This is a genomic window from Burkholderia oklahomensis C6786, from assembly GCF_000959365.1.
Lineage (GTDB): Bacteria > Pseudomonadota > Gammaproteobacteria > Burkholderiales > Burkholderiaceae > Burkholderia > Burkholderia oklahomensis.
This window is the reverse complement of record NZ_CP009555.1, coordinates 3,548,971-3,567,641: the sequence shown is the minus strand read 5'-3', so window position 1 is coordinate 3,567,641 and position 18,671 is coordinate 3,548,971. Positions and strand designations below refer to the sequence as shown.

General features: G+C 69.2%; 18 protein-coding genes. 4 read left to right on the top strand and 14 right to left on the bottom strand.

Features of this window, described 5'->3' with window-relative positions; genetic code table 11:
- Nucleotide 1 precedes the first annotated feature (1 nt).
- The 5 genes from BG90_RS15890 to BG90_RS15870 all read right to left on the bottom strand — a co-directional run bounded on the left by BG90_RS15890 (nucleotide 2) and on the right by BG90_RS15870 (nucleotide 5,116).
- Nucleotides 2–1,117 carry an acetoin dehydrogenase dihydrolipoyllysine-residue acetyltransferase subunit gene (locus BG90_RS15890; protein ID WP_010115020.1) on the bottom strand — a complete coding sequence of 372 codons (1,116 nt, stop codon included), beginning with the start codon at nucleotides 1,115–1,117 and terminating at the stop codon, nucleotides 2–4.
- 4 nt (nucleotides 1,118–1,121) lie between these two features.
- Nucleotides 1,122–2,126, bottom strand: a complete 1,005-nt coding sequence (locus BG90_RS15885; protein ID WP_010115018.1) for an alpha-ketoacid dehydrogenase subunit beta — start codon at nucleotides 2,124–2,126, stop codon at nucleotides 1,122–1,124.
- Between the two features lie 46 nt (nucleotides 2,127–2,172).
- Nucleotides 2,173–3,156 (bottom strand): thiamine pyrophosphate-dependent dehydrogenase E1 component subunit alpha, encoded by a 984-nt coding sequence (locus BG90_RS15880; protein ID WP_010111773.1) that lies wholly within the window; start codon nucleotides 3,154–3,156, stop codon nucleotides 2,173–2,175.
- 79 nt (nucleotides 3,157–3,235) lie between these two features.
- Complete coding sequence (locus BG90_RS15875) at nucleotides 3,236–4,012, bottom strand: SDR family NAD(P)-dependent oxidoreductase (protein ID WP_010115016.1); 777 nt, start codon at nucleotides 4,010–4,012, stop codon at nucleotides 3,236–3,238.
- Between the two features lie 24 nt (nucleotides 4,013–4,036).
- On the bottom strand, nucleotides 4,037–5,116 hold the full coding sequence (locus BG90_RS15870; RefSeq protein ID WP_045568216.1) for an ATP-NAD kinase family protein: 1,080 nt from the start codon (nucleotides 5,114–5,116) through the stop codon (nucleotides 4,037–4,039).
- 416 nt (nucleotides 5,117–5,532) lie between these two features.
- On the opposite strand from BG90_RS15870, the gene BG90_RS15865 reads away from it, so the two are divergent.
- Entirely contained in the window at nucleotides 5,533–7,461 is a 1,929-nt protein-coding gene (locus tag BG90_RS15865; protein ID WP_045568321.1) for a sigma-54-dependent Fis family transcriptional regulator, read from the top strand.
- A gap of 30 nt (nucleotides 7,462–7,491) precedes the next feature.
- Here BG90_RS15865 and BG90_RS15860 read toward each other — a convergent pair whose 3' ends face one another.
- The 3 genes from BG90_RS15860 to BG90_RS35165 are packed head-to-tail and all read right to left on the bottom strand — an operon-like array spanning nucleotide 7,492 to nucleotide 8,788.
- Nucleotides 7,492–7,902, bottom strand: coding sequence for a carboxymuconolactone decarboxylase family protein (locus BG90_RS15860; RefSeq protein ID WP_010115008.1), 411 nt, complete (start codon nucleotides 7,900–7,902; stop codon nucleotides 7,492–7,494).
- Nucleotides 7,851–8,336 carry a MerR family transcriptional regulator gene (locus BG90_RS15855; protein WP_010103172.1) on the bottom strand — a complete coding sequence of 162 codons (486 nt, stop codon included), beginning with the start codon at nucleotides 8,334–8,336 and terminating at the stop codon, nucleotides 7,851–7,853. Before BG90_RS15855 ends, BG90_RS15860 begins: the two co-directional genes overlap by 52 nt.
- Before the next feature lie 32 nt (nucleotides 8,337–8,368).
- Nucleotides 8,369–8,788: a hypothetical protein gene (locus tag BG90_RS35165; RefSeq protein ID WP_124072264.1), complete on the bottom strand. Its 420-nt coding sequence runs from the start codon at nucleotides 8,786–8,788 to the stop codon at nucleotides 8,369–8,371.
- A 264-nt stretch (nucleotides 8,789–9,052) separates the two neighbouring features.
- On the opposite strand from BG90_RS35165, the gene BG90_RS15850 reads away from it, so the two are divergent.
- Both BG90_RS15850 and BG90_RS15845 read left to right on the top strand, forming a co-directional pair.
- Entirely contained in the window at nucleotides 9,053–9,661 is a 609-nt protein-coding gene (locus tag BG90_RS15850; RefSeq protein WP_010115006.1) for a ComEA family DNA-binding protein, read from the top strand.
- 80 nt (nucleotides 9,662–9,741) lie between these two features.
- Nucleotides 9,742–10,164, top strand: coding sequence for a YidB family protein (locus tag BG90_RS15845; protein WP_010103168.1), 423 nt, complete (start codon nucleotides 9,742–9,744; stop codon nucleotides 10,162–10,164).
- A 164-nt stretch (nucleotides 10,165–10,328) separates the two neighbouring features.
- On the opposite strand, the gene clpB is transcribed toward BG90_RS15845, so the two are convergent.
- Both clpB and BG90_RS15835 read right to left on the bottom strand, forming a co-directional pair.
- Nucleotides 10,329–12,926, bottom strand: coding sequence for an ATP-dependent chaperone ClpB (clpB, locus tag BG90_RS15840; protein WP_010115004.1), 2,598 nt, complete (start codon nucleotides 12,924–12,926; stop codon nucleotides 10,329–10,331).
- Nucleotides 12,927–13,104: 178 nt separating this feature from the next.
- Nucleotides 13,105–13,602 carry an Rrf2 family transcriptional regulator gene (locus BG90_RS15835; protein ID WP_010103163.1) on the bottom strand — a complete coding sequence of 166 codons (498 nt, stop codon included), beginning with the start codon at nucleotides 13,600–13,602 and terminating at the stop codon, nucleotides 13,105–13,107.
- Between the two features lie 184 nt (nucleotides 13,603–13,786).
- Between BG90_RS15835 and BG90_RS15830 the strand changes: the two genes are divergently transcribed.
- Nucleotides 13,787–14,344, top strand: a complete 558-nt coding sequence (locus tag BG90_RS15830; RefSeq protein ID WP_010115003.1) for a group III truncated hemoglobin — start codon at nucleotides 13,787–13,789, stop codon at nucleotides 14,342–14,344.
- A 291-nt stretch (nucleotides 14,345–14,635) separates the two neighbouring features.
- Here the strand turns inward: BG90_RS15830 and moaE are convergent, their stop codons facing one another.
- The 4 genes from moaE to thrC all read right to left on the bottom strand — a co-directional run bounded on the left by moaE (nucleotide 14,636) and on the right by thrC (nucleotide 18,665).
- Nucleotides 14,636–15,118, bottom strand: coding sequence for a molybdopterin synthase catalytic subunit MoaE (gene moaE, locus BG90_RS15825; RefSeq protein ID WP_010115002.1), 483 nt, complete (start codon nucleotides 15,116–15,118; stop codon nucleotides 14,636–14,638).
- A 10-nt stretch (nucleotides 15,119–15,128) separates the two neighbouring features.
- Nucleotides 15,129–15,386 carry a molybdopterin converting factor subunit 1 gene (gene moaD, locus BG90_RS15820; RefSeq protein WP_010115001.1) on the bottom strand — a complete coding sequence of 86 codons (258 nt, stop codon included), beginning with the start codon at nucleotides 15,384–15,386 and terminating at the stop codon, nucleotides 15,129–15,131.
- 20 nt (nucleotides 15,387–15,406) lie between these two features.
- Nucleotides 15,407–16,696, bottom strand: a complete 1,290-nt coding sequence (locus tag BG90_RS15815; protein ID WP_025989775.1) for a molybdopterin molybdotransferase MoeA — start codon at nucleotides 16,694–16,696, stop codon at nucleotides 15,407–15,409.
- A 517-nt stretch (nucleotides 16,697–17,213) separates the two neighbouring features.
- The gene (thrC, locus tag BG90_RS15810; protein ID WP_010114997.1) at nucleotides 17,214–18,665 is read right to left on the bottom strand and encodes a threonine synthase; all 1,452 of its coding nucleotides are present in this window, start codon (nucleotides 18,663–18,665) and stop codon (nucleotides 17,214–17,216) included.
- Nucleotides 18,666–18,671: the final 6 nt, after the last annotated feature.

Here is an 18,671-nt window from a genome sequence, read left to right as displayed (position 1 = left end):
GTCAGTCTCCGAGGAACGCGTCGACGAGGCGGTTCACATCGGCCGCCGCCTCCATCTGCACCATGTGCCCGCGCCCGCCGAGCACCTCGGCGCGCACGCCGTCCGGCAAGCCGCGCGCGTGATGCGCGGGGATCACCTGGTCCGCTTCGCCCCAGATCACGAGCGTGCGCGGCGCGAGCGACGCGACGCGGTCGCGGAACACGCGCCGCTGCGCGCCGCCGTCGAACGCGGCCGCCGCGATCTTCCGCAGCGCGGCCTCGACGCCCTCGAGCCGCTTGTACTTGACGAGATCCTCGACGAGCTGCCGCGTGACGAGCGAGCCGTCGGCAAACAGCTTCGTCAGATGCGGCTTCAGCGTGTTGCGGCTGTTGCCGGCGACGAAGCCGTCGATGTAGTCGCGATCGATCTCGCCGCCGAGGCCCGCGCTCGCGATCAGCGTGAGCGACGCGACGCGCGCCGGCGCGCGCTCGGCCGCCGCCATCGCGACCGCGCCGCCCATCGAGTGGCCGACGAGATGCGCGCGCTCGACGCCTTGTGCATCGAGCAGCGCGAGCACCGCGTCGGCGAGCTCGTCGAGGCTGCCGGTCTCGACCGCCTTGCCCGACTCGCCGTGTCCCGGCAGATCGAGCGCCCACACGGGCCGGCGCGCGGCGAGCGCCGCGTGGTTGAAGAGCCAGTTGTTCAGGTCGCCGCCGAAGCCGTGGATCAGCACGGCGGGCGTGCCGCCGCCGTCGCCGAGCTTCAGGAAACGCAGCGTGCGCCCGCCGATCCGCGCCTTCTCCGGCTGCGGGCCGGCATCGTCGTTCGCGGCGGCGTCCGGCACGAAGTCGCGCTGGAACGCGGCGACGGCCGCGTCGATGTCCGCATCGCTCGCGTCTTGCGCCGCGACGACGCCGAGCAGCGCGCCGACGGGCAGCGTCTCGCCCTCCTGCGCGATCTGCCGGCGCAGCGTGCCGTCGAATGCGCATTCGACGCCCGACGAGATCTTGTCGGTCTCGACGTCGACGAGCTCGTCGCCCTTCGCGACCCGCTCGCCGACCGCCTTCAGCCAGCCGTTGACCTGCCCCTGCTCCATCGACAGCCCCCACTTGGGCATCGTGATCATGTGAATCGACATCGTGTCAGCTCCTCGTTTTCAGCACGGCCTGCGCAATCGCATCGGACGACGGGATGTAAAGCTCCTCGAGCACGCTCGCGAACGGCACCGGCGTATGCGGCGCGGTGACGAGCTCGATCGGCGCACGCAGCGACCTGAACGCGCGCTGCGCGATCAGCGCGGCGATGTCGGTCGCGATCGAGCAGCGCGGATTCGCCTCGTCGACGACGACGACGCGTCCGGTGCGCGCCGCGCTCTCGAGAATCGTCTCTTCGTCGAGCGGCGACGTCGTGCGCAGATCGATCACGTCGACCTGCACGCCGTCCTTCGCGAGCTTGCCCGCCGCATCGACGGCGACGTGCACCATCCGTCCGTACGTGACGATCGTCGCGTCGTCGCCGTCGCGCACGACGTTCGCCTCGCCGAACGGAATCGCGTAGAACTCCTCCGGCACGTCGCCGTCGCGGCTGTACAGCAGCTTGTGCTCGCAGAAGATCACCGGATCGTCGTCGCGAATCGCCTGGATCAGGAGCCCCTTCGCGTCGTACGGCGTCGCGGGGCACACGACCTTCAAGCCGGGGATGTGCGTAAACAGCGACGTCAGCATCTGCGAATGCTGCGCGGCCGCGCGCAGCCCCGCGCCCATCATCGTGCGGATCACGACGGGCGTGACCGCCTTGCCGCCGAACATGTAGCGGAACTTCGCCGCCTGGTTGAAGATCTGGTCGAAGCACACGCCCATGAAGTCGATGAACATCAGTTCCGCGACGGGCCGCATCCCGCACGCGGCCGCGCCGACCGCCGCGCCGATGAAGCCGCCTTCCGACAGCGGCGTGTCGAGCACCCGCCCCGGATACTTGTGATAAAGCCCTTTCGTCACGCCGAGCACGCCGCCCCAGGCGTCGTCCTCGCCCGGCGCGCCCGCGCCGCCCGCGTTGTCCTCGCCCATCACGATGACGCTCGCGTCGCGCGCCATCTCCTGGGCGAGCGCTTCGTTGATCGCCTGCGAATAGCTGATTTTCCGTGCCATGTCTGTCTCCTGAATGCTGTTGTATGTCGGGTCGGGCGTCGGCCGCTCACGGATACGACACGTAGACGTCCGTCAGCAGATCGGCCGCGTCCGGCAGCGGCGCGGCCTTCGCTTCGGCGACCGCGTCGTCGATCAGCTTCGCGACCGCCGCGTCGATCGCGCGCAAGTCCTCGCGCGTGAGCGCCTCCGCGCGCACGACGCGTTCCTCGAAACGCTTCAGGCAGTCCTTCTCGTCGCGCAGCTTCTGCACTTCGCCCGGCGCGCGATAGGTCTGCGCATCGCCCTCGAAGTGGCCGAAGTAGCGCGAGAACTTCACTTCGACGAGCGTCGGCCCGCCGCCGCCGCGCGCGCGCTCGACCGCCTCGCCGAGCGCTTCGTGCACCGCGAAGAAATCGAAGCCGTCGACGATCACGCCGGGCATCCCGAAGCCGTTCGCGCGATCGGCGATGTTGTCGGTCGCGACCGACCAGCTCGACGCGGTCGCCTCCGCGTAGCCGTTGTTCTCCGCGACGAAGATCGCCGGCAGCCGCCACACCGACGCGAGGTTCATCGATTCGAAGACGACGCCCTGGTTCGACGCGCCGTCGCCGAAGAAGCACACGCCGACGCCGCCCGTCTCGCGCAGCTTCGCGGCGAGCGCCGCGCCGCACACGAGCGGCCCGCCCGCGCCGACGATCCCGTTCGCGCCGAGCATCCCCTTCGACAGATCGGCGATGTGCATCGAGCCGCCCTTGCCGTGGCATACGCCCGTCTTGCGGCCGTAGATCTCGGCCATCATGCTGCGCACGTCGACGCCCTTCGCGATGCAGTGGCCGTGGCCGCGATGCGTCGTCGCGACGTAGTCGACGTCGCTCAAATGCAGCATCGCGCCGACCGCGGACGCCTCCTCGCCCGCATACAAGTGCACGAAGCCCGGTATCTCGCCCGTCGCGAACTCGACGTGCAGACGCTCCTCGAATTCGCGAATCGTGCGCATCAGGCGATACGCTTCCAGCAGGCGATCCCTGCCGAGCTGATTCGAAACGGACATGTCTGTCTCCTTGGTTGGTATCGATCGGATCGCGCCGCCGTGAAATCGCCGACCATCGCGTCGGCGGATTTCGGTGCGCTCAATGGAACGTGAAGCCGCCGTCGACGTTCACCGCCTGCCCGGTCACGTTGTCCATCGTCGCGAAGAACACGGCGAGCCGGCCCATGTCCTCGGGCGTCTGCGCGCGGCCCTGCGGGATCAGCGTCAGCTGATGCCGCTGCCACGATTGCTCGACGGACTCGCCCGCCTGCTTCCATTCGTCGGACAACCGGTCCCACATGTACGTGCGGACGATGCCCGGGCAGATCGCGTTGACGGTCACGCCGTCGCGCGCGAGCTCCTTCGCGAGCGCGTTCGTGAAGCCGACGACCGCGAACTTCGATGCGCTGTAGTGCGCGAGATTCGGAAAGCCCTCCTTGCCGGCGATCGACGCGACGTTGATGATCCGGCCGCGCTGCTGCGCCTTCAGATGCGGAAGCGCCGCGCGGCAGCCGAGAAACGTGCCCTTCGCGTTGACGTCCATCACGAAGTCCCAGTCGCGCTCGGTCAGCTCGGCGACGGGACGGATGCTGATCACGCCCGCGCAGTTCACGAGGATGTCGAGCCCGCCGAGCGCGTCGATCGTGTGGGCGATCATCGCCTCGACCTGCGCCTCCTGCACCACGTCGACCTTGAGCGTCGCCGCGCGGCGGCCGAGCGCGCGCACGTCGCGCGCGGTGGCCTCGAGCGCGTCGTCGAGCAGATCGGCGAGCAAAATGTCCGCGCCGGCGGCGGCGAGCGACAGCGCGATCCCGCGGCCGATGCCGCGCGCGCCGCCCGTGACCACGGCGACCTGTCCTTCCAACGGTGTTGTCATGCTGCGTCTCCTTCTCGGGTGGAATCACGTGTGCGCCGCTCGATCGGCGGGCGTATGCGGGAGCGTGTCGAGGATCGACCGGTGCGACGCCGCGTGGCGCAGCGTGCGCTCGACATCGACCGTCAGCGGACCGCGCCAGTCGAGCGAAATCTCGTAGCGCTCGCCGCGCGCGACTTCGATCTCGCGTTCGCCGTCGAACGCGAGCGTGCCGTGCTCGAGCTCGATCGGCACCCACGCGTTCGCATCGAGCCGCTCGCAGCCGCGCATCACGACGCGCTCGATCCGGCCGGGCGCGATCGGCGCGACGAGCGGCATGCCGCCGCGCTCGCCGGGGCGCGCGAAGCGCACCGCGAGCCCGTGCGGCGCGCGGCGCTCGATGGGCGCCCATGCGCCGCCCAAGGCGGACAGGCCGATGCCGTGCGGCTCGGCGAACGTCAGGTACAGCGAATCGATGTCTTCCGGCTCCGAGATCGCGCGCGCGCCGATGAAGCGCTGCCGCGCCGCGCACACGTCGACGAGCGCGATCTCCTCGCGGCCGCGGTCCGGTCCGGCGACGCAGCGCACGACGAGCCGCTTGTTGCGCGCGAGCGCGACGTCGGCCGGCACCGCGCCCGTCGCGACGAGCGCGCCCGCGAGCCCCGCGACGGTCGCCTCGCGCAGATCGGGAAACGCGTTGTTCGTGCCGGTCGACAGCGTGAGGAGCGGCGTGTCGCCGCAATGCGCGGCCACCGCGCGATGCGTGCCGTCGCCGCCCAGCACCGCGATCAGCGCGACTTCGGCGCGACGCATGCAGGCGGTGCCCGCGTGCGTGTCCGCGACGCCGTCGGTGATCGGCAGATCGACGAATTCGACGGCGGGCCAGCGCGTGCGCCGCTCGACGGCCGCGTGCGTATCGAGCGCGCGCAGGATCAGCGTCGCGATGCCCGTCTTGTCGCGCAGCGCGAGCACGCGCTCGACACCGAGCGCGCCGAGTCCCGCGAAGAGGCGCACGACCATGTTCGCCTTCTCGGCGGTCGGAAATACCGACGCGTGCGTCGTGAGACGGCGGATGTCGCGCCCCGATGCGGGGTTCGCGATCACGCCGACGGTAACGGGCGAGGTCACGGGCTTGTCTCCTGTTCGCGAGGCGACGCGCGAACTGTTGTCATGTCCGGTGCGGGCGCACCGGGCTTGCTCGTGATCTCTGCAAGCGGCATGCCACATCGAGCAGCAGACCTGACGATCGGCGCGAGCGCGCCGCCGCACGCGGCCTTGCGGGCGATTCGGGTGCGCTCGGCGACGCGTCGCCGCATGGGACGCGTCTCGCTTCGCCGTCTCGAGCGCCGCTCGACATGCCGCATCGATTGCCGCGTCACGCGCGCAAAACCCCGCCGCATGGGCGTTCGCGCGCGTCTCACGCGCGTGAGACGCGCGCTGAGACAAATGTCTCAGCCGTTTGTCGTGCTGCAATGCAGGGTGATCGCGCGAAGCGGATGTGCTACAAGAACGCCGAGTCCCCTGCCGCGAAGTTTCAGCCGATCATGCCCTACGTCGTCCCCCAGCCCCGGCACGCGGATCGCGTGCGCGGCGCGCTCGAAGGCCGTCTGCCCGCGCCCGCCGATTCGCCGCGCCTCGCGTCGTCCTGGCAGCGCTCGTTCGAGCGCTACCGGCTCGATCCCGCATCGACGATCGGCCCGCGCGTGCTGACGGCGGCGGAGCTGCGCGAAGTGCGCGACAGGGAGGAGGCGTTTCTGCGCGCGTCCGGCCAGTGCCTGACGCGGCTGCACGAGATGATCCGCGTCGCCGATTACTGCGTGATGCTGACGAACGCGCACGGCGTGACGATCGACTATCGGATCGACCGCGAGCGGCGCGGCGACTTTCGCCACGCGGGGCTGCACATCGGCTCGTGCTGGTCCGAGAGCGAGGAAGGCACGTGCGGCGTCGCGAACGTGCTGACCGATCTCGCGCCGATCACCGTGCACAAGACCGATCACTTCCGCGCGGCGTTCACGACGCTCACCTGCAGCGCGGCACCCATCTTCGCGCCGACGGGCGAGCTGATCGGCGTGCTAGACGCGTCCGCCGTGCAGTCGCCCGACCATCGCGACAGCCAGCGCCTCGTCTTTCAGCTCGTGCGGCAAAGCGCGACGCTGATCGAGAACGGCTACTTCCTGCATCGAACCGCGCAGCACTGGGTGCTGTTCGGGCATCCGAACCGCCACTTCGTCGAAGCGCAGCCGGAATGGCTGATCGCATTCGACGAGTGCGGCAACGTCGTCGCCGCGAATCGACAGGCGCGCGACGCGCTGCCCGAGCTCGATCGGCCGCGCCACCTCGACGAAATCTTCGATACGTTCGACCTGCCGCTGCGCGATGCCGGGCGGATCGACGCGGTCGTCGCGCTGCGGCTGCGCGCCACGGGTGCGACGCTCCATGCGCGGATCCGCGCGCCGCTCGGCCGCACGCCGCGCGACGCGGGCCATGCGGCGCGCCGCCCGGCCGACGCCGGGCGCAGCGTCGGCGCACTGACGCCGTTTCTGCGCAGCGCGGACCCGCGCATCGCGCGGCACGCGGAAGTCGCGCTGCGCGTCGCGAGCAAGCGCCTGCCGATACTCGTGCTCGGCGAAACGGGCGTCGGCAAGGAAGTGTTCGCGCGCGCCGTGCACGACGCGGGCGCGCGACGCGCGCGGCCGTTCGTCGCCGTCAATTGCGGCGCGCTGCCGGAGGCGCTGATCGAAAGCGAGCTGTTCGGCTATGCGCCGGGCGCGTTCACGGGCGCGCGCCGCCATGGCGCGCGCGGCAAGATCGCGCTCGCCGACGGCGGCACGCTCTTCCTCGACGAAATCGGCGACATGCCGCTCGCGCTGCAGACGCGCCTGCTGCGCGTGCTCGCGGACGGCGAAGTGGTGCCGCTCGGCAGCGACACGCCGGTGCGCGTCGATATCGACGTCGTCTGCGCGACGCACCGCGATCTCGCGCGGATGGTCGCCGACGGCGGCTTCCGCGAAGATCTGTACTACCGATTGAGCGGCGCGGTGTTCGAGCTGCCGCCGCTTCGCGAGCGCTCGGACATTCGCGAAATCGTCGACGCGGTGTTCGGCGAGGAAGCGCAGGCGGCGGGCCACGTGCTGACGCTCGACGCCGCGCTCGTCGAGCGGCTCCGCGCGTTCGCGTGGCCCGGCAACATTCGCCAGTTGCGCAACGCGCTGCGCTATGCGTGCGCGGTGTGCGAATCGACGCGCGTCGAGCTGCGCCATCTGCCCGCCGATCTCGCCGCGCAGCTCGGCGCCGCGCCGCCTGCGAACGCTTCGCTCGCCGACGCGGCCGACGAGCGCGGCCGCATCGTCGCCGCGCTCACCGCGCATCGCTGGCGGCCCGACGCGGCCGCGCTGGCGCTCGGCATCTCGCGCGCGACGCTCTACCGGCGCATCGCCAAGTACGGCATCGTCGCGCCGCATCGCGCGTGAGTGCGGCGGCGTCGGCCGCCGCCGCGGTCGTCACGCATGCGCGCGCGCGTCGGCGGCATCGCGCTGCTCGAACACCTCGCGCGCGGCGAAGAGCGCGTTGAGCGCGGCCGGAAAGCCCGCGTACACGGCCATCTGCATGAACACCTCGACGATCTCGTCGCGCGTGCAGCCGACGTTCAGCGCCGCCTCGATGTGCACCTTCAACTGCGGCTGTGCGTGGCCGAGCGTCGCGAGCGACGCGATCGTCGCGATCTCGCGCGACTTCAGATCGAGCTGCGGCCGGCAGTAGATGTCGCCGAAGCCGAACTCGACGAGCAGCCGCCCGAAGTCGGGCGCGATCGGCGCGAGCGCCGCGACCACGCGCTCGCCGACGTCGCCGTCGATTTCCTTCAGCTTGTTCCAGCCTCGCGTATAGCGGTCTTCTGCAGTGCGCTGTTCCATCGTTCGTCCTTGTCCGGTTGGGGTTGAGTCGCCTGTCGAATCGCGTCGCGCTCGGCCCGCTCGTAGTACGCGATCTTGTCGACGATCGCGTCGAGGTTCGTCTGCAGCGCGTCGATCTGCACCCGCACCGCGTCGCGATGCGCGGCGAGAAGCGCACGCCGCTCGCCGATCGTCGCGTCGCCCTGCGCGCGCAGCTCGGCGAACGCCTGCATCCCGGCGATCGGCATCCCGGTCGCCTTCAGGCGCATCACGAAGCGCAGCCAATCGAGATCGGCGGGCGCGTATAGCCGGTGCCCCGACTGCGTGCGCGAGATCGACCGCAGCAAACCGGCCTGCTCGTAGTAGCGCAGCGTGTGCGTCGATACGCCAACGAGCGCGGCGACCTGGCCGATCGTCAATGCGCGCTGGGATGTTTGCTTCGATGCGTTCGACATGACGTTCTCAAGGTTAGGACTTAGAGTGCACTCTAAGTCAAGCGGTGCGTGATGGCCAGCGGTGGCATGGTTCGAATCGCCTCGCGCCGACGAAGGGCGCGCTGCCGGCGAGAACGGGCGCCGACGAATGAGCCGGCGGAGGTCTGGGCGCCCCGGCGAGCCGCAGCCGATATCCGAAACCTGCGGATCTCGGTCGGCGGGATTCGTGATTGCCGATTGCTTCCCGATGCCTGGCCTTCGATTTCCTGTGGGCGGCTGCGCCATATCTTCGGATGCGTCGCTTTCGTTTTTGCGCTTGCGGTCTTCGGCTTTCCGTTTTCGGCGATCGGCTTGCGGCGATCGGCTTGCGGCTTGCGGCTTGCGGCTTGCGCACGATGCCCGACAAACGGCCAACCGCCAACGATGCGCGACGGACGAGACATGACGCGCGGCCCGTTCGTGATGCCAAGCAACGCCCACCGCCGCCAGCCGCTTCGATACGCGCCACACCGCCCGCTCGCCCCCGTCCGGCCCGATTTCCGTCAAAGATGGTAAAAACCCGCCCGCACGCACCGCCGCAGCCTTTACAGTGTCGCCGTCGGTGCGCAACATTGCCCCCGCTGTCTTAAAAAGGGCACGCATTTGTCCTATGCTTGAACGCAACGCCCGGCCCGAGCCGCGCGCCGGCGTCCGTTCCGACAGCCATTCATCCGTTTCATCACAAGGGAGCCCCCGCCATGCTGAAAAAGCTGCTGATGCTGGTCATCGCACTGTCGCTTTCGCTGACTGCAGCGTTCGCCGCCGCGGTCGAAGTCAATACCGCCGATCAGGCGGCGCTCGAATCGGTGAAGGGCCTCGGCCCGGTGAAGTCGAAGGCGATCATCGACGAGCGCGCGAAGAACGGCCCGTTCAAGGACGCCGACGATCTCGCGAACCGCGTGAAGGGCCTCGGCACGAAGTCGGTCGCCAATCTCGAAGCGGCGGGCTTGACGGTCGGCGGCTCGTCGACGCCGCCGGCGGGCGCGAAAGCGAAGACCAGCACGGCGAAGCCGGCCGCGGCCACGACGAGCGCCGCACCGGCGCCGACTCCGGCCACGACGACCGCAACCCCCGCACCGTCCGCGACGACTCCGACGCCTGCCGCGACCACGCCGGCGACGGCGGCGAGCATGCCGGCCGCGAAGAAGACGCGCGCATCGAAGAAGAAGGAAAAAGCCGCAGCCGCGGCGAGCGCCGCGACCGACGCGAGCGCGCCGGCCGCCGCGTCGTCGACGAAGGCGAAGGGCTCGAAGAAGGGCAAGAAGAACAAGGCGGCGACGCCCGCGTCCGCTGCATCGGGCGCATAAGTCGGGCGCCGCGCGTCGCGCGCGGCGTCCTCGTTCCACCGGCGCCGTTCGCGGCGCCGCCTCAACCTAGCAGGTGAATCATGGGTCTACTCGACATCGTTGGCGGTCTGATCGGCGGCCAAGGCGGCAATCAGAACGCACTCGTCAGCGCCGCGCTGGAGTTCATCAACAACCAGCCGGGCGGCCTGAACGGCCTCATCGAGAAATTCAACGCGGGCGGCGCGGGCGGAATCATCGGCTCGTGGATCGGCACCGGCGAAAACCAGCCGATCTCGCCGGAGACGCTGCAGAACGTGCTCGGCTCGGACACGGTCGGCGCGCTCGCGCAGAAGATCGGCATCGATCCGCAGCAGGCGTCCGGCATCCTCGCGCAGGTGCTGCCGCACGTCGTCAACGGCGCGACGCCGAACGGCGAAGTGCCGGCGAACGGCCAGCTCGACACGTCGAACGTGCTCGGCACGCTGTCGCAGCTCGCGGGCCTGTTCGGCAACAAGCAGGCCTGAGCGGCGGCGCACGGCATCGCGTGCGGCGCCGACGGCGACCCGCGCGATGCGCCCCCGCGGCGGCCGCCGAAACGCGCCGCCGATAAAAAAACACCCCGCTCGCGCGGGGTGTTTGCTTTGGCGAGCCGGACGAAACGCCGGCCCGCCCGGCCTGAGCGCGGCGATCAATGCACGACGCGCTCGAACACGAACTTGCCGTCCTGCACGTCGACCGGGATCACGTCCTTCGGACCGAAGCGGCCCGCGAGGATGAGCTTCGCGACCGGATTCTCGATCTCCTGCTGGATCGCGCGCTTGAGCGGCCGCGCGCCGAAGAGGGGATCGTAGCCGACCTTGCCGATCTGCTCGAGCGCCGACTCGGACACGTCGAGCGCCATGTCGAGCTTCGCGAGCCGTTCGTGCAGACGCGCGAGCTGGATCTTCGCGATCGACTGGATGTTGCTGCGATCGAGCGCGTGGAACACGACGACGTCGTCGATCCGGTTCAGGAATTCGGGGCGGAAATGCTGCTTGACCTCGCCCCACACCGCGTCCTTGATCTCTTCCTGCGATGAGCCCGACATCGCCTGGATCAGCTGCGAGCCGAGGTTCGACGTCATCACGATCACCGTGTTCTTGAAATCGACGGTGCGCCCCTGCCCGTCCGTCATCCGGCCGTCGTCAAGCACCTGCAGGAGCACGTTGAACACGTCCGGATGCGCCTTCTCGATCTCGTCGAGCAGGATCACGCTGTACGGCTTGCGGCGCACGGCTTCGGTCAGATAGCCGCCCTCCTCGTAGCCGACGTAGCCGGGCGGCGCGCCGATCAGCCGCGCGACGCTGTGCTTCTCCATGAACTCGCTCATGTCGATGCGGATCAGATGCTCTTCGGTATCGAACAGGAAGCCGGCGAGCGCCTTGCACAGCTCGGTCTTGCCGACGCCCGTCGGGCCGAGGAACAGGAACGAGCCGTACGGACGGTTCGGATCGGACAGGCCCGCGCGCGAGCGACGGATCGCGTCGGCGACCGCGTCGATCGCCTCGTTCTGGCCGACGACGCGCTCATGCAGCTTCTCTTCGATGTGCAGGAGCTTTTCGCGCTCGCCCTGCATCATCCGCGACACCGGAATGCCCGTCGCGCGCGACACGACCTCGGCGATCTCCTCCGCACCGACCTGCGTGCGCAGCAGACGCGGCCGCGTCGGGTTGTGCTGCTCGCTTTCCTCCGCCTGCGTGACCTGCTTGTGGCGCGCCTCGAGCTGCGGCAGCTTGCCGTACTGGAGCTCGGCGACCTTCTCGAGCTTGCCTTCGCGCTGCAGCCGCGTGATGTCGGCGCGCACCTTGTCGATCTCTTCCTTCAGCTGCGCGCTGCCCTGCACGGCCGCCTTCTCGGCCGTCCAGATCTCTTCGAGATCCGCGTACTCGCGCTCGAGCCGCCGGATTTCCTCTTCGATCAATTGCAGGCGTTTTTGCGACGCTTCGTCCTGCTCCTTCTTCACCGCTTCGCGCTCGATCTTCAACTGAATCAGACGGCGATCGAGCCTGTCCATTTCTTCGGGCTTCGAATCGATTTCCATCTTGATCTTCGACGCGGCTTCGTCGATCAGGTCGATCGCCTTGTCGGGCAGGAAGCGGTCGGTGATGTAGCGATGCGACAGCTCCGCCGCGGCGACGATCGCCGGGTCGGTGATCTCGACGCCGTGGTGCAGCTCGTACTTCTCCTGCAGCCCGCGCAGGATCGCGATCGTCGCCTCGACGCTCGGCTCGTCGACGAGCACCTTCTGGAAGCGGCGCTCGAGCGCGGCATCCTTTTCGATGTACTTGCGGTATTCGTCGAGCGTGGTCGCGCCGATGCAGTGCAGCTCGCCGCGCGACAGCGCCGGCTTCAGCATGTTGCCCGCGTCCATCGCGCCTTCGGCCTTGCCCGCGCCGACCATCGTGTGGATCTCGTCGATGAAGACGATCGTGCGGCCTTCGTCCTTCGCGATGTCGTTGAGCACCGCCTTCAGGCGCTCCTCGAACTCGCCGCGATACTTCGCGCCCGCGAGCAGCGCGGCCATGTCGAGCGACAGCACGCGCTTGTTCTTCAGCGTCTCGGGCACCTCGCCGTTGACGATCCGCTGCGCGAGCCCTTCGACGATCGCCGTCTTGCCGACGCCCGGCTCGCCGATCAGCACCGGGTTGTTCTTCGTGCGGCGCTGCAGGATCTGGATCGAGCGGCGGATCTCGTCGTCGCGGCCGATGACGGGATCGAGCTTGCCCGCGCGCGCGCGCTCGGTCAGGTCGACCGTGTATTTCTTCAGCGCCTCGCGCTGGCTTTCCGCGTCCGCGCTGTGCACTTGCGAGCCGCCGCGCACCGCGGCGACCGCGGACTCGAGCGCCTTGCGCGTGAGCCCGTGCTGGCGCGCGAGACGGCCCGCCTCGCCCCGGTCGTCGGCAACGGCGAGCAGGAACATCTCGCTCGCGATGAACGTGTCGTTGAGCTTCTGCGCTTCCTTGTCGGCCTGGTTCAGGAGGCCCGCGAGCTCGCGGCCGACCTGGATGTCGCCGCCCGTGCCCGTCACTTGCGGCAGGCGCGAGATCGCTTCGTTGAGCGCGCCTTGCAGCGCCTGGATGTGCACGCCCGCGCGCGACAGCAGCGCGCGCGCGGAGCCGTCCTGCTGCGCGATCAGCGCGGCGAGCACGTGAACGGGTTCGATGTATTGGTTGTCGCGCCCGGCGGCGAGACTTTGCGCGTCCGCGAGCGCCTCTTGGAATTTGGTGGTGAGCTTGTCGATTCTCATGAATGAGACCTCCATTGCGAATAGCAACCAAATGAGGATGGTTATCCGCCTTTCAAGCCGGTTTTTTATTGAGGCACAGCAAAGGGACGCGCCACGCGGGCGCGTGACGGCAACGAGAACGCGCGCGGCGGTGACGCGGCCGCGCGCGCGAAAAGCGTCGGGAAAGCGCCGCGCGGCGTCAGCCGGCGACGGTCACCGGCACGCGGAGGTCGGCCGCGGGCACGATCCGCACGGGAGTGAGGCCGAGCAGCGCGGCAAGCTGCGACGCCGGCTGCGAAAGCTCGCCGATCGTGTGCTTGTCGAGCTCCGCGAAGAACGCGTCGCGAGCGGCCGCGAACACGCCCTTGAGCCGGCACGCCGACTGGATCACGCAGCTGCGGTGCGACTCGGACTCGTCCGCGAAGCAGCCGACGAGCGCGAAATCGTTTTCGGTCTTGCGCACGACTTCGCCGACCGTCAGCGCGGCGGACTGCGCGTTCAGGCGCAAGCCGCCGTTGCGGCCGCGCACCGTCTCGATCCAACCGAGCTCGCCGAGCTGCTGCACCACTTTCATCAAATGGTTCTTGGAAATGCCGTAGGCATCCGAGATCTCCTGGATCGTCGACAAGCCCTCGCCCCGGACAGCGAGGAACAACATGACGCGCAAAGAGTAGTCGGTGTAGTCGGTTAGTCTCATTACGAAATGGATGTTGTGTCAGTGCGATCGGCGCCCGCGCGAAGACCGCGCGTCTGCCATTGCCGATCCGACGACCGCGTCATAAGATGCAAGCCGTCAGCACTTTTATTGAGAGGGTGGCCGTTTATTATTGTGCGACAAAATCGCATGTCCGTGCTGCCGTGTTACCCGGCCCTTTTTTTAAATGACCCACGCTTCTTCTGAAATCTCCGCTGTCGCCGCTGCGGCGACGCGCGCCGCCGAACCGACCCCGGAGAACATCCGTGCGCTCGTCGACGCGTTCTACGAACGCGTGCGCGACGATGCCCTCCTCGGCCCCGTATTCGAGCGCAAGCTCGCCGGGCGCTGGGACGAGCATCTGCCGAAAATGGGCGAATTCTGGTCGAGCCTCGTGCTCGGCACGAAGGGCTACCGCGGCAACGTGCAAGCCGCGCACCAGCCGCTCGACGGCCTCGAGCCCGCGCATTTCAGCCGCTGGCTCGCCCTCTTCCTGAAGACCGTCGAGGCGCGCTACGAGCCCGCGGCGGCCGTGCGCTTCATGGAGCCCGCGCTGCGGATCGCGCAGAGCCTGCAATTGAGCCGCTTCGGCTGGGATTACCGGATTCCGGCCGAGCAGCAGGCCATTCTCGACCTGATCGCGCCGAAGCGGCCCGCGGACGACGACGACGCACGCGCGCGCCGGCCGCGCGGCGAGCCGTTTCCGGCGAAGATCATCGGCCGCGCGGCGCACGACGACGCGTGAGCGAACGGGCCGCCCGCCGGCCCCAGGCTCGCTCGGAATGGCCGCGCAGCGCGCCGAAGAAGGGAAAGGAAAGCGAAAAATCCTGCCGGAGCTTGACGTTTAAACATCAAAATCGACGCAATCACGAGCGCCGGGGCTCGAATGCCGCCGCCGCACGGTGCCGTGATGCCCGAAAATCGATGATCGACCGTCCGCGGAACCGCTCGGACGCTCGAAATCAAGCTTGCCCGCCTCTTCGCGCCCGACGAAACGATGCTGCGCCCGCCGAAGACCGATCGGGCGGCGCCGCGCCTACGACGATCGCTTCGCGTTCCCCGACTCGACGCCCCAGCGCGCGAGCGCCGCATCGTCGACGCTGCGCGCGTCGACCCAGCGCTCGCCCGCGGGCGTCTTCTCCTTCTTCCAGAACGGCGCCTGCGTCTTCAGGTAGTCCATCACGAACTCGCACGACGCGAACGCGTCGCCGCGATGCGCGGACACGGTCGCGACGAGCACGATCTGGTCGAGCGGATGGAGCTTGCCGACCCGGTGGACGATCGCGACGTCGATGCCCGGCCAGCGCACGATCGCGTCGTCCGCGATCGCGGCAAGCGCCTTCTCGGTCATCCCCGGATAGTGCTCGAGCTCGAGCGTGTCGACCTGATCGCCGTCGTTCAGGTCGCGCACCGTGCCGACGAAGCACGCGACCGCGCCCACCTTCGGATTGCGCGCGCGCAGCGCCGCGATCTCCGCGCTGACGTCGAAGTCTTCCGTCTGCACCCGCACCGTTGCCATCGCCGCCTCCTCAGCCGCCCGTCACGGGCGGGAAGAACGCGACTTCGCAGCCGTCGGTGATCCGCGTGCCGGCGTCCGTCATCGTGTGATTGCACGCCATCCGCAGCGCGCGGCCCTCGGCGAGCGTCTCCGCCCACGCGCCGCCGCGCGTGCGCAGCCACGCGCGCACGTCGCCCACCGTCGCGACGCCGTCCGGCAGCGTCACCGTCTCGCTCGCGACACCGAGCGCTTCGCGCACGCTCGCAAAAAACTTCAGTTCGATCTTCATCGTCGCCACACCGCCCGGCGTCAGCCGAGCAATTCGGAAAAAGGAATGAAACGCACCGTCTCGCCTGCGCTGATCGCGTGGTTCGGCGGATTGTCGATCAGGCCGTCGCCCCACACCGTCGACGTCAGCACGGCCGAGCTCTGGTTCGGGAACAGGTCGAGCCCGCCCGCCGCGTTCACGCGCGCGCGCAGGAATTCGTTGCGGCGGTCGGCCTTGCTCTGCGTGAAATCGGCGCGCAGCGACACCGCGCGCGGCGCGACCTGCGTCGCGCCCGCGACGCGCAGCAGAAACGGCCGCACGAACAGCAGGAACGTGACGAAGCTCGACACCGGGTTGCCCGGCAGGCCGATGAAATAGGCTTCGCCGTCGTTCGTGTCGTTCACCGCGGCCGGAGCTTCACCCGCGCCGGCCGCCCCGCCGCGCCTGATCGCGCCGAACGCGAGCGGCTTGCCCGGCTTCATCGCGATCTGCCACAGCGCGAGCCGCCCTTCCGTCTCGACCGCGGGCTTCACGTGATCCTCGTCGCCCACCGACACGCCGCCGCTCGTCACGATCACGTCGTGCTCGCGCGCCGCCTCGCGCAGCGCCGCGCGCGTCGCATCGAGCCGGTCCGGGACGATCCCGTAATCGGTCACGTCGCAGCCGAGCCGCTCGAGAAGCCCGCGCAGCGTGAAGCGGTTCGAGTTGTAGATCGCGCCCGGCTTGAGCGGCTCGCCCGGCATCGTCAGCTCGTCGCCCGTGAAGAACACGGCGACCTTCGCGCGGCGCGCGACCGCGAGCGACGCGCAGCCGACCGACGCGGCGAGCCCCATCGCCTGCGGCGTCATCCGCGTGCCGGCCGGCAGGATCACCGAACCGCGGCGGATGTCCGCGCCCTGCGCGGTGATCCATTCGCCCGCCGCCGGCGTGTGCAGGATGTCCACCTGTTCGCCCGCGGCCTCCGTCTGCTCCTGCATCACGACCGCGTCCGCACCGGCCGGCACGGACGCGCCCGTGAAGATGCGCGCGGCCGTGCCCGGCTCGAGCGGCTTGGCCGGATGGCCCGCCGGGATCCGCTGCGACACCGTGAGGCGCCGCTCGCCGCGCGTCAGGTCGGCGATGCGCACAGCGTAGCCGTCCATCGCGCTCGTGTTCATCGGCGGGACGTCGAGCGGCGACACGACGTCGGCCGCGAGCACGCGGTTCAGCGCATCGAGCGTCGCGACGGTCTCGGTTTCGGCGAGCGGACGCGCGGCCGCGAGAAGCGCCGCGAGCGCGTCGGCCGTCGACAGCATCGGCGCACGCGGCGTCGGGGTGTTGGGGTGGGACATCGTCGATTGAAATTTGACCGGATGCCGACATTGTAGCGACGGCTCCGCGCGGGTGTGGACGATCGAATCGGATCGATGCGATCGAGCGCAGCGGCCGTGCGCCGCGAGCGTGATGGCCGGCCGCGTTCAGCCATCGAAAAAACGGAGCGCGTCGGCGTCGTTGGAAGGCGATGGCGGGCGCGATCAGCCGCGCGTTGCGCAACCGGAATCCGCCCAAACGACGCGCGGGACGATACGTCGAGCAGCGAACACGAACGAAACAGCCGCGACGCGAATTCATCGGATCAATCCCGGATGAATTCGCGCCGCGGCTGTTTCATTGCTTTTCGGCACCCGGCCGGCATCGAGCGAAAGAAACGCCGCGAAGCGCCTCGCGTCACAGCGTCGCACCCGCCGGCGTCCGCCCTCACACCCTCACGCCCGCGCCGCCTGCACGCCGCGCGCATCGCGACCGAAGCGGCGCCGCCCGGCAGGCGAAGGCGGCACGCGTGCCGCCCGCCGCCGGCCTGCCCGAGCGTCACACGCCCGTATGCGCGGCGATGAAGTCCTTCACGTGCTGCGCGCTCGCGTCGACCACTTCGAAACGCTGCGGCAACGCCTCGAGCCCGTCGAACGCGGCCGGCCGCGAAGGCTCCTGCCCGAGCGCCTCGCGAATCGTCTCGCCGAACTTGATCGGCTGCGCGGTCTCGAGCACGATCATCGGCACGCCCGGCTGCAGATGCTCGCGCGCGACCTTCAGGCCGTCGGCCGTGTGCGTGTCGATCGTCGTCCGATAGCGCTCGAACACGTCGCGGATCGTCGCGATCCGGTCCTCGTGCGTGCTGCGGCCCGACACGAAGCCGAACTCGGCGACGCGCGCGAAATCGCCGCTCGCGGCGAGATCGAAGCCGCCCTTTTCCTCGACGTCGCGAAACAGCTGGACGACGCGCGCCGGATCGCGGCCGAGCAGGTCGAACACGAAGCGCTCGAAGTTCGATGCCTTCGAGATGTCCATGCTCGGGCTGCTCGTGTGATACGTGTTCTCCGCGCTGCGCACGCGGTACGCGCCCGAGCGGAAAAACTCGTCGAGCACGTCGTTCTCGTTCGTCGCGACGACGAGCTTCTCGACGGGAAGGCCCATCATCCGCGCAATGTGGCCCGCGCAGACGTTGCCGAAGTTGCCCGACGGCACGGTGAACGACACGCGCTCGTCATTGCCCTTCGTCGCCGCGAAGTAGCCCTTGAAGTAGTAGACGACCTGCGCGACGACGCGCGCCCAGTTGATCGAATTGACGGTGCCGATCTTGTATTGCGCCTTGAACGCGTGATCGTTCGACACGGCCTTCACGATGTCCTGGCAATCGTCGAACACGCCCCTCACCGCGAGGTTGAAGATGTTCGGGTCCTGCAGGCTGTACATCTGCGCGGTCTGGAACGCGCTCATCTTCAGGTGCGGCGACAGCATGAACACGCGCACGCCCTGCTTGCCGCGCATCGCGTACTCGGCCGCGCTGCCCGTGTCGCCCGACGTCGCGCCGAGAATGTTGAGCGTTTCGCCGTGCTTGGCCAGCGTGTACTCGAACAGATTGCCGAGCAGTTGCATCGCCATGTCCTTGAACGCGAGCGTCGGACCGTTCGACAGCTCGAGCAGCGCGAGCGGCGCGCCGTTCTCGACGCCGAGCGTCGTGAGCGGCGTGATGTCGGCCGCGCTCTCGCCGTGGCGCGGGTTGCAGTAGACGTCCGCCGTGTACGTGCGGCGAGCGAGCGCGCGCAGGTCGTCGGCGGGGACGTCGTCGCAGAACTTCGACAGGATCTCGAACGCGAGATCCGCGTACGGCAGCGCGCGCCAGCGCGCGAGCTCGTCCGCCGACACGCGCGGATACTCGGCGGGCAGATAGAGCCCGCCGTCGGCAGCGAGGCCGCCCAGCAGGATGTCGGAGAACGTGTGGCGCTCGCCGATGCCGGCGCCGCGCGTGGAAATGTAATTCATGTCGTC